The following is a 13,321-nucleotide window of genomic DNA, read 5'->3' as shown; positions in this document are numbered from 1 at the left end:
GACCGCGACTTCTTCGCGTGTGCCGAGGACGATATCGCCGACACCACCGCGTTGCTGACGGTGGTCGGCGGCAGGATCGTCTGGGGCGCGGGGCCGTTCTCGCAACACGATGCGCCGATTCCGCCGGCGATGCCCGACTGGTCGCCGGTGCGCCAGTATGGCGGCTACGGTGCATGGGGCGGCTCGAACGCCATGCAGCGCGACGGCGCACCGCTCGCGCGTGCTGCCGCATCGGCAATGTGCGGTTGCGCAAGCGCGTGCAACGTGCACGGTCATGCGCACGCGGGAGCGTGGAGCGCCTCGTTGCCGACCTCGGATGCGAAGGGCTTCTGGGGGGCGTTGGGCTGCGCCTGCTGGGCCGTCTGAGATGTCGGCCATGACCGGGCGCAGCAGCCCTGCCTGGGTTCGTGTGCTGCTTTCTCAACCGTGGGTAGGTCCGCTCGTGCGTCTCGCGCTCGTGTCGGCCTACCTGATCGGCGGCATCGACAAGGCGCTGCACTTCGACAGCGCCGTCGCGGAGCAGGCGCATTTCGGCCTGCACCCGGCGGCGCTCTGGGCGGCGCTGGCTGTTGCTGTCGAGATCATCGGTTCACTGTGCGTAGTGTTGCGCCGCTTTACGTGGATAGGTGCGGGCGGGCTCGGCATGCTGACCGTCGTCGCAATGCTGGTCGCAAATGACTTCTGGAACCAGGCCGGCATCGCGCGCTTCATGGCGCTCAACAGTTTCTTCGAGCATCTGGGCCTGATCGCGGCGCTCGTGCTCGCGACGATGCTCGGCGATGAGCAAGTCGATTGAACAGTATGACGAAACAACAAGGACATTGTGTAATGAAGACCATTCGCTCGGCATGGCTTGCCGTGATGATTGCAGGCGGCCTTACCGCCGCGCCGGCGTCGTTCGCCAAGCCGCCCGTGCTGACGCCCGGGACGCCAGCCGTCGCCGTCGGTCCGCAGTACGACACGACACACGTGTACGTCGCGCCCGAGGATTACGACCGCTTCACCGACAGCTTCGTCGCGACGTTCGGCGGCAGCAAGTCGAAGCAGGGCGTCTTCCAGGTCACACCGACGCCCAGCCAGACGATGTCGCAGCTCGTGTTCACGCCGGTGGGCACGATCTCGGTGTTCGGCTTCAAGACGCCCACACCGTACCCGTTCGGCGCGGAGCGCACGGGCTATCTCGTGACCGACATGGACGCGGCGGTGAAGGCGGCGCGCGCGCATGGCGCGGATGTGATCGTCGACCCCTTCCCCGACCCGATTGGCCGCGACGTGGTGATCCAGTGGCCGGGCGGCGTGAACATGCAGCTGTACTGGCATACCCAGGCGCCGCACTACGACGCGCTGCAGACGGTTCCCGAGAACCGTGTCTACGTCTCGCCGCAAAGCCTGCACAAGCTGGTGCACGACTTCGTGAAGTTCTCGCACGGCAAGGTGGTGTCCGATGACCTCAAGGCGCCTGGCATCGAAATTGGCCGGCCGAACGACACCTATCACCGCATTCGCATCGAATCGGGCTTCGGCAAGATGACCGTGCTCGTGACCGACGGCCATCTGTCTTACCCGTTCGGAAGAGAAACTACGGGCTACGAAGTATCGAATCTCGACGAGACGCTGCAAAAGGCGAAGGCCGCGGGCGTGAACGTGCTCGTGCCGCCGTTCACCTCGGATGGGCGCGAAGCCGCGATCGTCCAGTTCCCGGGCGGCTATATCGCCGAGATCCACGCCAGCGTGTCGAAATGAAATCCGAGGACACCATCCTTGCCGCGATTGCCGGATATGTCGACACGCTGAGCTTCGTCGCGCTGTTCGGGTTGTTCACCGCGCACGTGACGGGCAACTTCGTGCTGATCGGCGCCGGCGTCGCGGGCTTCGGCCAGGGCGTCATGCTCAAGCTCATTGTGTTTCCGGCGTTTGTCTGCGGCGTCGTGCTGAGCAGCCTGCTCGTGCGCTCGCTTTCCGGGCAGCATGCGCGTCAGGGCGCGCGCCTGCTCCATGCGGTGCAGGCTGTACTGATGTTCGGCTTTTGCTTCGCCGGCGTGTGGGCGACGCCGGTCAGCACGCCCGACAGCCTGCCGGCCATTGTGGCGGGCGTGGTCGGCGCGATCGCGATGGGCGTGCAGAACGCGCATCCGAAGTTGATCAATCGACCCGGCGTGCCCAATACCGTGATGACGGGCAATGTCACGCAGGCGATTCTCGATGTGGTCGACATGCTGTCCGCGGGCACGGACGAAAGCGTGCGCGCGACGGCGCGCGCGCGCTTCGCGAAGATGATGCCGGCAATCGTCGCGTTCGCGGCAGGCGCGGTGGCGGGGGCGATGGGGTGGCGCTACGTGGGCTTCTGGGCGCTGCTCGTGCCCGCGTGTGCGCTCTTGGGGCTTGCATTGACCACCGGAGAACGCGAGCGCGTGACCACTCCGGGGCGCGCATGAGCATGAATGCGCAGCACCGGGAGAGGCGACAGCGATTGCGCTCGCTGCGCGCGCGGGCCGACCAACATAACCACAAGCCGGTAACGGCAAGGGAAACCATGGAATCGAGCACGATGCGCAAGCGACGATTCGACAAGGCCGGGAGCGCCACGGTCATCGCAGGGCTGTTGTTCGTGGGCGCCGACGTAGCGTTCGCGGATACGGCGACGGAGTCCGCCACGGCGCTGAGCGCCACCGCCGATACCCCTGCGGGTGCGACGGCGAGCGCCGATACTTCGGCAGCCACATGCAATGCGAAACGGCCCGCCGTGCTATTCAATCGCTGGCAGGAAGACTGGTCGGTGCTCGCGAATCCCTGTGTGCCGCGCAAGCCGCTCGACAGCCTCAAGTACATACCGCTTGGCGGCGATCCCGCCTCGTACCTGTCGTTGGGCGTGAACCTGCGCGAACGTGTGGAGAGCAACAACGCTCCGCTGTTCGGCATTGGCACCCAGTCGGATACGTATCTGATCCAACGCATCGAGGTTCATGCGGATGCCCATCTTGCCGATCACTGGCAGTTCTTTGTCCAGTTCGAGGACGCACGCGCGTTCGGCAAGAACGTCGTCACGCCGGTGGACAAGAACCCGCTCGATCTCGAACAGGCATTCGTCACCTACACTGGCGCGCTGGGTGGCGGCACGTTCAAGTTCCGTGTTGGCCGCCAGGAGATGGCATTCGACCTTCAGCGATTCATCTCCGTGCGTGATGGTCCGAACGTGCGCCAGGCCTACGACGCGATCTGGGCCGACTATGAATACCAGAAGTGGCGCTTTATCGCCTACGCGACGCAGCCCGTGCAGAACCGCGACGCCACGGTGTTCGATGACGTCTCGAACCGCGATCTCACCTTCAGCGGCGTGCGTTTCGAACGCAAGTCAGTCGGACCGGGAGACCTTTCCGGCTACTGGTCGCGCTATAACCGCAGCAACGCGCGCTTTCTCGATGCACGCGGCCCCGAGCGCCGCGACGTCTGGGATGTGCGCTATTCGGGCTCGCACGATCGATTCGATTGGGATGTCGAAACAATGCTGCAGACGGGTACGGTCGGCAACAATACGATCTTCGCGTGGGCGGTGGGATCGATTGCGGGCTACAAGCTCGACCTGCCGTGGTCGCCGCACATCGCGGTGCAGATCGACGCGGCGTCGGGCGACCGGCACCCGCACGACGGCCGCATCGAGACGTTTAATACGCTGTTTCCAAACGGCTACTACTTTACGCTCGCAGGCTATACGGGATATTCGAACCTTATTCACATCAAGCCGTCCATCACGCTCAAGCCGACGAACGACCTCGCGCTGCTTGCAGCACTCGGTTTTCAGTGGCGCGAGACGACTGGCGACGCCGTGTATCAGCAAGCGAATCAGGTGGTGCCGGGCACCGCGGGCAAGGGCAGTCTGTGGACCGGCATGTACGTGCAATTGCGTGCGGACTGGACGATCGAGCCGAACCTGATTGGGGCGATCGAAGCCGTGCATTTCCAGGTGGGCAACTCGATTCGCCAGGCGGGCGGGCACAACGCCGACTACGCGGGCGTCGAACTCAAGTATGGATGGTAGGCCGTGCCAGGGCGCGCGCACCTGCTCCCGCCGGCGTGCCGGGCCACTTTTTCGAGCGTGGACCGGCCGCTGCTGCGGGTTTTCCTGAGTGTCGATGTCGCCACGATCAATTTAGGATAGCGCTGTCTTGCCTCCAATGCAATGGAGGTGCCCCTAATAAGGCAGCCGGAAGGGATTGCGCACGAGGGCGCGCTTTTTTGTGAATGTAAGACAGCGCTACCTCCGTGCTGCGCGGGGGCCACGGCGTGGCCCGGTTTCGCGTTTCTCGGGCTGCCGCAGTGGAACCCCCCGGTTGCCAAGCCGCTGACCCGACCGTCGACGCCGTGCGCTCGCTGGTCCATCAGCGCCAGGGATGCGGTTGTGTGGTGGGCGAGCGCGTAAAGGCAGTCGCGCTTTATGCAGCTTACGTGAGATAGCGCTGTCTTTTACCCGTCCCCCAGGCGGCAAAAGCAGGCAACCAGAACGAGATATTCAAGGAGACGATGATGGCAATCGCATCAGGAAAACGTATCCCCAACCGGCGTTGGGCCATAGGACTGTTGCTGGGCATTGGCGTGCTCATCAACTACTTCGACCGCATCAACCTCTCGGTGGCGGCGCCACAGATGAAGGAGGCGTTCAACCTCTCGCCGGGCGAGATGGGCCTGTTGTTCAGCGCGTTCTTCTGGCCATACGCCTTGTTGCAGGTGCCGGCGGGTCTTCTGCTCGACCGCTACGGCGTCACGCGCATCGGCCGGCTGGGTGCGTTCCTGTGGGGCCTGGCGTCCGCCATCACCGTCTTCGCGAGCGGCTTCGGCGGTGTATTCGCCGCGCGCGCGGTGCTCGGGATTGCGGAAGCACCGGGGTTCCCAGTCAGTTCGAAGGCGACGGGCTACTGGTTTCCGCGCAACGAACGCGCGCTCGCGACGGCCATCTTCGACGCCGCAGCGAAGTTTTCGAATGTGATTGGCGTGCCGCTGATCGCGGTTGTTGTCGTGAACGCCGGGTGGCGCTGGGGCTTTGGCGTGACCGCGCTGCTGAGCCTCGCCTATTTCGTCGCATTCCTGATTATTTATCGCGATCCGAGCAAGGACAGCCGGCTATCGGCGGAAGAACTGGACTATATCCAGCAGGGCGGCGCGACACCCGAAGGCACGCCGGGCGGTAGCGTATTCGGCATGCTCGGCTATCTGCTGACGAAGACCAAGGTGTGGGGCCTGACGATCGGGTTCGCCGCCTACGGCTACTCGTTTTATTTGTTCCTGACCTGGCTGCCGGGCTATCTGGTCCAGACCATGCACATGAGCATTCTCAAGTCGGCTGGCTTTGCGGCGATTCCGTGGGCCGTTGCCACGGCGACCGATCTGCTCGTCGGCGGCTGGCTGATCGATCATCTGATCGCACGAGGCAAGGACGAGACGCGCGTGCGCAGGGCGGTGCTGGTGACGGGCATGTTGTTCGGCCTCGCCGTATTCGGCGCGACGCAGACCACCAATCCCGGCTGGGCGATCTTCTGGATTTCGATTGCGCTGGGCGGTCTCGCGGCGGCGGCGCCGGTCGGCTGGTCGCTGCCTTCGCTGATTGCGCCGAAGGGCGGCGTGGGCACCATCGGCGGCATCATGAACTTCGTCAACAACCTGATGGGCGTAGCCGCGCCGATCGTGACGGGCTTCATCGTTGGCGCGACGAATTCGTTCACCAACGCGTTCCTCGTGGCGGGCGTCATCCTCGCAATCGGCATCGTGTCGTTCGTATTCGTGATGGGCCGGATCGAAGCGATTCCGGAGCCTGCCGCCAAAAACGAAGCGGATGCTCACACGGCTTCAAAAACAAGGACGCCGGCGGACTGAACGGCTGCGAAGCGGCTGCGAAGAGGCTGTAAAGCGGCTGCAAAGCGGCTGCAAAGCGGCTGCAAAGCGGCCGCCCGGCAGGGCGCGCCGCATTGAATTACCGGAAATCATTCCGGATTGAAAAGTATAACGAATCGACAACAACCTCGAATCGAGGACCTGGAGAAAACTCGCGATGAAAAAGAATGCACAACGACGCCTGATCGGTTTTGCGGCTGTGACTGCACTGTCCGCGGTGGCTAACGCGCCCGCTTTCGCACAAAGCAGCGTGACGCTGTATGGCATCGTCGACGAAGGCGTCATGTTTCTGAATAACGCCGGGGGGGCGACAGGAGGGAAGAAATTTTTCCTTGATTCGACAAGCGGAATTAACGGCAGTCGTTGGGGATTCAAAGGCGCTGAGGACCTGGGTGGCGGTCTTCAGGCCATCTTCACGTTGGAGGGCGGAATCAATATCAACAACGGCCAGTCAGCACAAGGAGGAACGTTCCTCGGCAGACAGGCCTTTGTGGGATTGAGCAGCAGCAAGTTCGGGAGCCTGACGTTTGGCCGGCAATATGATTCGATTATCTATTTCCTGCAACCCCTGACTTCGCAAGGTGCACAGGCCGGTTCGGCGGCATTCCAGCATCCCGGCGATCTCGACAACACGGGCAACTCCGTGCGGGTGAACAACGCGGTGCGCTTCATGAGCCAGAACTACGGCGGATTCACGTTCGGTGGCGAATACAGCGTGGGTGGCGTGGCAGGCAATACCACCGCGAACAGCGGTTATTCGGTGGGCGCGGCCTATTCGAATGGCCCGTTCAGTTTCGGTGCTATCTACGAATACTTCAAGAATCCGACTTCGGCGACGGCGGGCTCGGGTTTCTTTACGGACAATGCAAACGGTAGCTCGCAACTTGCCTGGTCGCTCAACAAGGGGTATACGAGCGCCACGGCTTATCAGGTGATCGGTGCCGGCGCAGGTTACGCGATCGGCTCGCTTTCCCTCGCGGCCTCGTACACGAATACCCAGTATGGAAATCTGGGCGCCGGATTCGCAGGCGCGACAGCGCGATTCAATAACGTGGACTTCACTGCCAAGTACATGGTGACACCGGCGTTTGCAGTGATGGCCGCCTACGATTACCTGAACGGCGCGGGCGTGACGAAAACCAATGGGCAAACGGTTGGCGACCAGCACTACAACCAGGTGAGCGTCATGGGCGATTACTTCCTGTCGAAACGCACGGACGTGTATCTGGAAGGTGCATGGCAGCGTGCTTCCGGAACCTCGTCGACGGGGGCGGCTGCGGTTGCGAATATCGGAAGTCTCGGTGACTCAACCAACAATCACCAGGTTGTCGTTCGTGCAGCCTTGCGACATCGGTTTTAAGAAGGCCCGGGTGCAAATATGCACCCGGCTTTAACGAATATCCGCGCCGCCATCATGGGGGCGCGAGACATCCTTGCCGGGCAGATTGTCGACTATCCTGCGGCCCGCGCCGTATCCGCTCATCAACGCATCGACCTCTGAAGCAAAGGGCTGACCGTCGACCGTGCCCAACCTGATCGGCGGGAGGGCCGCGATGACGTGACTGTCGCGAAACACGCGGACCATCGCCACATAGTCCTGGCACACGATCGCTCGCTCAGCCGGCCGAAAGATGAAGTCCGACTCGACCGTTACTTCGAGCGTGAAGCCGTGGCGCTCGTATGTCCTCTTCATCATGTGCTATGCCTCGTGCCGTTGTGGCTTGCGCCGCGACGCACCCACGATCAATCCTGCATGGGAGTGGCGATACGATCGGTGATGCGTTCGACTACAGTCAGCTTCGGTTCTAAACGGGGATTCGGGCGTGGATTTGCCGCTGCGCACGGGTCTCCCTCTCCGCGCTCCGTGTTTCGAGCCCACGCGAGCGGAAGCGGGGTCACCGTCATGTCCAGCGGAGCCGTGCCAAGCGTGGCGATAATGTTTGCGGTGCACTGAGGCCCGCCAACGGCGATATCGATTGTCATCGACTCGACGCCGGTCTTGCAATCGACGCTCACATTCCAGCGACGAACTTTTGCACCGTTCCTCGCCAGGCATTGCCACACCGGAATAACCTGCAGTTTCCCCTTGGCGGCCTGGATCGAAAGCCTTTGTACGACCATTTTGGTATCCGTTTTTTGTGACTACCTCAGCCGGGAAAAGAAGAATATGCAGGGAATGTTAAAAAGTCATGCCCGCGCCCCCGTCCGTAAATGGAGATTTACGGACAACGTGGTGGCGATGGCCGTCGGCGCGCTTTCGAATGCCAGCGAGAGGGGCATGTGCGCTCCCCTGCGCCGGGGAGCGCCGCCCGCTAGTGCTTGCGATGCAGCCAGCGCATATGGTGGGTGTCGAGCCAGTGGTCCAGGCTCTCTGTCGGGTGATCGCGCCGGTAGCGGCTGGACAGGGCCCATGCAACAACAATGAGCACCAGAAGACCCACCCAAAAGCTGATCATTGATTGAGTCATGGCAGCCTCCTTCTGGAACGCGACCATTCCTGAATTCTAGTCATTCCCGGCCGGATTGGCTGCTACCCGGGACGGTGAATTGCAGCCGCTGCCCGGTTTAGCTGCACGAAATTCAGGGTTTCCTTATATACGTCCACCAGCATTTGCACGACGCCGCAGGAAAACTCGAGAAAGAACGCGCCAGCCACGAAGGCGTAAGCCATGATGGCGGCAACAGCGAAGCCCGTGCTCGACCGGTTCCCGAGATGGTCATACCAGACGTCCGGCAGATGCACGAGCATCCAGCCAGCGCCTGCCGCAATTGCAGACCAGAGGAGCAATGCCGCCACGCGCACAGACAGGCCGCCGACCAGGCGGAGCGCTTGCCAGGTGATCAAAATGAACTTCATGATGTAACTCCAGTTCGATAGTCGTCCTCTCGAGATATCGAGAGGCAATATCTGCCGCTTTACTGCGCTACGGATGGAGTTACGCGTACCTTGAGGAAGGAAAAGAGGTGTTCGAAACGCCACGGAGTCGCCATCAATATTGACGCGCCCTGACCGGGGTACGGGAAAACGGGTTTCCCGAACGCCCGCCGCACCATCGACAGCCGCATACATCGTGCCGCCTTACCTGGCGTTCGAACTCGCAGGAACCGGATTGAAGCTGCAGTTCGGGTTTTTGTGTGCCTTGTCATTGCAGCAGGCCAGCAAGGCCTCGACCGATTTCACGTTTGCCTCATTCCACTGCGCCTCGCTCATGGTGTTGTCGGTCGGCATCCAGTGGCTAAGCGGATAACGGTTGGCGAGCGTGTCGTTCCCTGGCGCGGCAAACTTGCCCGCCGAAAGGCCGATATAAGCCGTGCAACTCTGTTCGCTGCCGATCCGGTGGCAGCCGATACAGGCGTTACCCGGTGTGGTGATCGTCGTGAGGCGATGCGATGAGAATGCCGCACCGATGTTCGAATAGCGCCCCCACGGGTCGGTGGGCACCTTGTCCCAGACCTGCCCGATATAGGGGCTGAAGATAAACGGTCCTGCATCGTGGCAGGACACGCAGCCAGGGCGCTCTGCGGCAACCTTTGCGGGACTCGTCCAGAATTCGACAGCGGAGGTCCGGCCTGGCGGCGGCTTCTTCTCGTTGGGTGGCGGCACACGTGTCGCATCGAATCCTTTCGCACCCGAAGCGGGTAAGGATTGGAACCAGCAGGTCTTGCCGTTGCCGGAGTGATGCATCACGATGACGACTTCGTCATAGTTTGGATCCTTGTCGGCGCGCAGCGTGTTGCGCCGGCAGTACGCGGAGATCTGCGTATTGCCGCGCGACAGATTCAGTATTTTCGAGTACGGAATGCACTGTCCCGTTACTTCGGAATCCGGATGAAGCAGTGAGGGCTTGTCGCATAGCCGTGGGGATTCATTGTGCGCGGGAGGTTTGCCGTTGATCGTAATGGGTATGTCCGTGCCGTCGTTGCAGTCGAAGGCGGGAATTTCGCCGATTTCCCTTGCGCATTGCCCGGCGTATTCGAGCAATGTCTGTTCACGAGCCCATGCCGCAAGCGGCATCGCCATGATGCAGGAGAGGGCGAATAGCCGGATCGCGCGACGCATCTTCACGCTCCGCCTTTCATGTGCTGTTGCGCGACCTTGCGGATGGCATCGCGGTACTTGACGTAGCCGGTGCAACGGCACAGATTGCCGCCCACCCAGGTATCGATGGCCGCTTCGAGCTGATCGGCGCGGTACGCCTTTAAATGTTCGAGCATGGCGGTGGCGGCCATCAGGAAACCGGGCGTGCAGTAGCCGCATTGAAACGCGAACGATTCGAGGAAGGTCTGTTGCAGCGGCGAGAGCCTGGGTCCTTGCGCGAGGCTTTCCACGGTATAGATGTACTGATTCGCAACGGCGCTGACCGGCGTCACGCATGCCAGGGTTTTTTCCATCAATGCGTCCTGGCTGCTACGCATGCCTACGGTGCACGCACGACACACGCCGATGCCGCAGCATACTTTGGTGCCCGTCAGGTCCATGCGTTCGTGAAGGAATTCAGCGAGGCTCATATCGGCATCGGCTGCGGGAACCGTGATCGCTTGCCCGTTTACGTGAATCTGCACCGCACGTTCGCTCACGCTAGTGCCTCCCGAATCATCGCGGGCGTCACCGGGGTTTGCCTGAAGCGGCGCCCTGTTGCCATGGCCAGCGCATTGAGCAGCGCGGGTGCGATGGGACACATGACGGCCTCGCCGATTCCGCGTGCCTCATGGCGATCCTTGTCCGCGGGTGGCGGCAGCGTGATCAGCTCCTGGATCGGGACGTCGGTCATGCGCGTGATCAGGTACTGGTCCAGATTCCACTTGCCGTTTCCGGGGCCTTGATCGCCGAACGGGCACGCTTCGCTGAGCACGTTGCCGATCGCCATCGCAACCGCGCCTTGCGATTGACCTTCGACGATCTCAGGACAAATCAACCGCCCGGCGCTGAGCGTGGTGACGACATGCTCGATCTTGATGTGCCCGCTAGCGGGGCTGACGCTTAGCGCGACCAGCGCGGCAGCGGGCGCATAGTTCGTGCGGCCGTATCCCACTGTGTCGTGCGGGGCGATCAGCGCACCGTGAGGCAACGGCTTGAGGTTGCGCGTATCGGTGCCGACTGCCACGAAGTCGCAGTCCATCTCGGCGGCTCCAGACTTGAAGGTGTACTGACGTTTCCAGAAATCACCGGCGTAGGTCAGGTGGACGGCCGCCACGGAGGCCAGTTGGGTACGCCCGATTTCGTCGAGCAAGGCGGGCCAACTGAGCGACGGGCGGCCAGGGGCAGTCAGCTTGCCATTCGTCCATTTGAGCGCTTGCGGCGCAATGCGCGCGTTGCCCCATATCCGGCGCGCGGCGGGCAGCACGCTTTGCAACATCAAGACCATGGCCGCGCGATCCACGGCCTGATAGTGATGGAATGCACCGAGGCACGCGCTCGAAGATCCAAACGGCCCGGAAATGGGATAGCTTCGGCTGTCGTCCGGCCATTGGCCGAGCGCCCGGTAGTTGAAATCCGTCATGGAGGCGAATGCCTCGACCTCGCTCATCACGATCTCTTGCGCGTTGCGCCCGAGCCAGGCGGCGGGTGCGAGTCCCAGCGTGGTTGCCGCGCCATTGCCCATATCGGTGTAGTGCGTCAGCACGCGCACGCCCGCGTCCGGCTGAATCTGCACCATCGCGAACACCGCGTCTTTCCCGGTGCCATAGGCTTGATTCGACATCGAGAGCCCGACGCCATAGCGCAATCCCTGCTGGTGCCTTTGCGCGCGGGTGCTTGCCCGGTTACGCCACAGCGCGTGAGTTTCGAGCCGGTTCAGCAGTTCTTCGAGTTGCAGGTCGAACAGGATGGGCGCGCCGGTCAGCGTCTTGCCACGGCCTTTGACAAGCAGATTGTCGCGGCGAATCTCGAATGGGCTCTTGTGCAGGGATTGAGCAGCTTCATCCAGCAACGTTTCGATGGCGAGAAAGGCCTGGGGGCCGCCAAAGCCGCGCTGTGAACCACCGAACACCTCGGGCGTCCAGGTCACCGAGCTTTGCGCAATCGCGCGCGGAATGTCGTAGCAACTCATCGAACTCATCGCCGCGAGGTCGCCCACGGCGCCTGACAGGTTGGCCTTGCCGCCGCCATTGAGCTTGAACGTGCTGTCCAATGCCTGGAGCTTGCCATTGCCGTCGACCCAGATGGACTCGGTGAATTCGGTTTCGGATCGTTTCAGGCCCACCTGGAACTGCTCGTAGCGTGACTGCTGCCAGCGCAATGCCCCCTTCGCAAACGGCGCCGCAAGCGCAAGATAGAGCGGGAAATACGATTTATCGCGGCCGCCGAAGCCGCCGCCGGGATAACAACCGGTCACGTGCACGTGATCGATAGGGATCTTGCTATTGGCAAACAGGCTGCCGGCAGAGGTGGCGTCGTCGCGCGGCGATTGTGTGCCGAGCACCAGTTGCAGCACGCCGGAATCCTGCTGATACCAGGCCAGTCCCGCTTCCGGTTCCATAAAGACAGGGTCGATTGCAGGCGTCTGAAACGTGCCGTCGAACCGGCGCCAGGCGCTGCTTTCGACATTGCGCCTCGCCAGATCGTGAATCTCGTCGCTTACGGTTTTGCACTGGCTGCGGAAAGCGTCAGTTGGATTGCCATGGGTGTCCGTAGCCATGTGGAGGTTAGAGAACGATTTGTCGTCGTCGCGCACATAGAGTTTGGGCGGCGAAAACAAGGGCGGCGGCTGGTTGCCCCGCGATACCGTTGCGCCATAGCGAATGACTGCTTCGTTGAATTCGAGCAGCTTTTTCGCGTGGCGCCAGGTATCGAAATCTTCGAAGATCAACAGGGCGACGGGCTGACCATAGCAATCCGCCGGGTCGCCTTGCTGCGCAAAAAGATAGATATCCTTGTTCTTTCTCGGATCAGGTTTGGTCGAGAGAGAGATGTGATGGTTGGTTAGCGTCTCGTTGGAGATCACGGCAATGGGACGAAGCTCGCGCGGCAATACACTGAGGTCGAATCCCTCGACCGTCTTGTCGATGCAATTGCATCGGAGCGCGTATAGCCAGTTTTCCTGTTTCGGCCATCCCTCGAAATCGCGTGCCTTGAAGTCGCGCGCGTAAATCTTCGCTCCCGTGACTTTGCGCACGCCTTCGATGCGCCAGCGCGCTTTGCCGGGCTTCGGCGCCCATGCGGGCATGCCATTCACGGCTTGTTCCGGTGCGCTGGCTTCTGGCGTGGCGTGGGTGTGCGGGGCGATCGTTCCAGTGGGTTCGCTTTGCGTGCGCTGCGAAGAACACGCGCCTGTGAATGCCGTGATCGAGCTCACCGAGACCGTGAATGCGCCACTGCCCATGGCCTTGAGAAAGGTTCGGCGGGTGAGCGAAACATCGCAAGCCATGCTGCGCCTCCACGTAGGGAAGTCGAAGCCTTACGGGTGTGCTTACATGATTCGGACTGTCTTTGACGACA

Annotated in this window: 13 protein-coding genes and 1 pseudogene; 7 read left to right on the top strand and 7 right to left on the bottom strand. The window is 62.0% G+C overall.

Going from position 1 to position 13,321, the window contains the following annotated elements:
* The 7 genes and pseudogenes from L5014_RS05150 to L5014_RS05120 form a co-directional block, all read left to right on the top strand.
* Positions 1–366, top strand: a pseudogene (locus tag L5014_RS05150) (amidohydrolase); the annotation flags it as partial.
* A gap of 1 nt (position 367) precedes the next feature.
* Positions 368–796: a DoxX family protein gene (locus L5014_RS05145; RefSeq protein ID WP_238462485.1), complete on the top strand. Its 429-nt coding sequence runs from the start codon at positions 368–370 to the stop codon at positions 794–796.
* Between the two features lie 32 nt (positions 797–828).
* Entirely contained in the window at positions 829–1,743 is a 915-nt protein-coding gene (locus L5014_RS05140; protein WP_238462484.1) for a VOC family protein, read from the top strand.
* Positions 1,740–2,435, top strand: a complete 696-nt coding sequence (locus L5014_RS05135) for a YoaK family protein (protein WP_238462483.1) — start codon at positions 1,740–1,742, stop codon at positions 2,433–2,435. Before L5014_RS05140 ends, L5014_RS05135 begins: the two co-directional genes overlap by 4 nt.
* A 113-nt stretch (positions 2,436–2,548) precedes the next feature.
* Positions 2,549–4,036: an alginate export family protein gene (locus L5014_RS05130; RefSeq protein ID WP_238462482.1), complete on the top strand. Its 1,488-nt coding sequence runs from the start codon at positions 2,549–2,551 to the stop codon at positions 4,034–4,036.
* A 482-nt stretch (positions 4,037–4,518) separates the two neighbouring features.
* A complete protein-coding gene (locus L5014_RS05125; protein ID WP_238462481.1) occupies positions 4,519–5,865 on the top strand; it encodes an MFS transporter in 1,347 nt (448 codons plus the stop codon).
* 175 nt (positions 5,866–6,040) lie between these two features.
* Positions 6,041–7,243 (top strand): porin, encoded by a 1,203-nt coding sequence (locus L5014_RS05120; RefSeq protein WP_238462480.1) that lies wholly within the window; start codon positions 6,041–6,043, stop codon positions 7,241–7,243.
* 30 nt (positions 7,244–7,273) lie between these two features.
* Here L5014_RS05120 and L5014_RS05115 read toward each other — a convergent pair whose 3' ends face one another.
* The 7 genes from L5014_RS05115 to L5014_RS05085 all read right to left on the bottom strand — a co-directional run bounded on the left by L5014_RS05115 (position 7,274) and on the right by L5014_RS05085 (position 13,250).
* Complete coding sequence (locus tag L5014_RS05115; protein WP_238462479.1) at positions 7,274–7,579, bottom strand: hypothetical protein; 306 nt, start codon at positions 7,577–7,579, stop codon at positions 7,274–7,276.
* A 47-nt stretch (positions 7,580–7,626) separates the two neighbouring features.
* Entirely contained in the window at positions 7,627–8,004 is a 378-nt protein-coding gene (locus L5014_RS05110) for a hypothetical protein (RefSeq protein WP_238462478.1), read from the bottom strand.
* 191 nt (positions 8,005–8,195) lie between these two features.
* Positions 8,196–8,351: a hypothetical protein gene (locus L5014_RS05105; protein WP_238462477.1), complete on the bottom strand. Its 156-nt coding sequence runs from the start codon at positions 8,349–8,351 to the stop codon at positions 8,196–8,198.
* Positions 8,352–8,413: 62 nt separating this feature from the next.
* Entirely contained in the window at positions 8,414–8,740 is a 327-nt protein-coding gene (locus tag L5014_RS05100; RefSeq protein WP_238462476.1) for a hypothetical protein, read from the bottom strand.
* Positions 8,741–8,962: 222 nt separating this feature from the next.
* Positions 8,963–9,943 carry a hypothetical protein gene (locus L5014_RS05095; protein WP_238462475.1) on the bottom strand — a complete coding sequence of 327 codons (981 nt, stop codon included), beginning with the start codon at positions 9,941–9,943 and terminating at the stop codon, positions 8,963–8,965.
* A gap of 2 nt (positions 9,944–9,945) precedes the next feature.
* Positions 9,946–10,461, bottom strand: coding sequence for a (2Fe-2S)-binding protein (locus tag L5014_RS38775; RefSeq protein WP_238462474.1), 516 nt, complete (start codon positions 10,459–10,461; stop codon positions 9,946–9,948).
* Positions 10,458–13,250: a xanthine dehydrogenase family protein molybdopterin-binding subunit gene (locus L5014_RS05085; RefSeq protein ID WP_238462473.1), complete on the bottom strand. Its 2,793-nt coding sequence runs from the start codon at positions 13,248–13,250 to the stop codon at positions 10,458–10,460. The genes L5014_RS38775 and L5014_RS05085 overlap by 4 nt, the downstream gene beginning before the upstream one ends.
* Positions 13,251–13,321: the final 71 nt, after the last annotated feature.

The sequence above is a fragment of the Paraburkholderia tagetis genome (assembly GCF_022213065.1).
Taxonomy (GTDB): domain Bacteria; phylum Pseudomonadota; class Gammaproteobacteria; order Burkholderiales; family Burkholderiaceae; genus Paraburkholderia; species Paraburkholderia tagetis.
This window is presented reverse-complemented; position numbering and strand designations above follow the sequence as displayed.

Coding starts and splice junctions, on each gene's coding strand:
- L5014_RS05145 (WP_238462485.1), top strand. CDS start 368: ATGTCGGCCATGACCGGGCGCAGCAGCCCTGCCTGGGTTCGTGTGCTG.
- L5014_RS05130 (WP_238462482.1), top strand. CDS start 2,549: ATGCGCAAGCGACGATTCGACAAGGCCGGGAGCGCCACGGTCATCGCA.
- L5014_RS05100 (WP_238462476.1), bottom strand. CDS start 8,740: ATGAAGTTCATTTTGATCACCTGGCAAGCGCTCCGCCTGGTCGGCGGC.
- L5014_RS05135 (WP_238462483.1), top strand. CDS start 1,740: ATGAAATCCGAGGACACCATCCTTGCCGCGATTGCCGGATATGTCGAC.
- L5014_RS05115 (WP_238462479.1), bottom strand. CDS start 7,579: ATGATGAAGAGGACATACGAGCGCCACGGCTTCACGCTCGAAGTAACG.
- L5014_RS05085 (WP_238462473.1), bottom strand. CDS start 13,250: ATGGCTTGCGATGTTTCGCTCACCCGCCGAACCTTTCTCAAGGCCATG.
- L5014_RS05125 (WP_238462481.1), top strand. CDS start 4,519: ATGATGGCAATCGCATCAGGAAAACGTATCCCCAACCGGCGTTGGGCC.
- L5014_RS05120 (WP_238462480.1), top strand. CDS start 6,041: ATGAAAAAGAATGCACAACGACGCCTGATCGGTTTTGCGGCTGTGACT.
- L5014_RS05105 (WP_238462477.1), bottom strand. CDS start 8,351: ATGACTCAATCAATGATCAGCTTTTGGGTGGGTCTTCTGGTGCTCATT.
- L5014_RS05095 (WP_238462475.1), bottom strand. CDS start 9,943: ATGCGTCGCGCGATCCGGCTATTCGCCCTCTCCTGCATCATGGCGATG.
- L5014_RS05140 (WP_238462484.1), top strand. CDS start 829: ATGAAGACCATTCGCTCGGCATGGCTTGCCGTGATGATTGCAGGCGGC.
- L5014_RS05110 (WP_238462478.1), bottom strand. CDS start 8,004: ATGGTCGTACAAAGGCTTTCGATCCAGGCCGCCAAGGGGAAACTGCAG.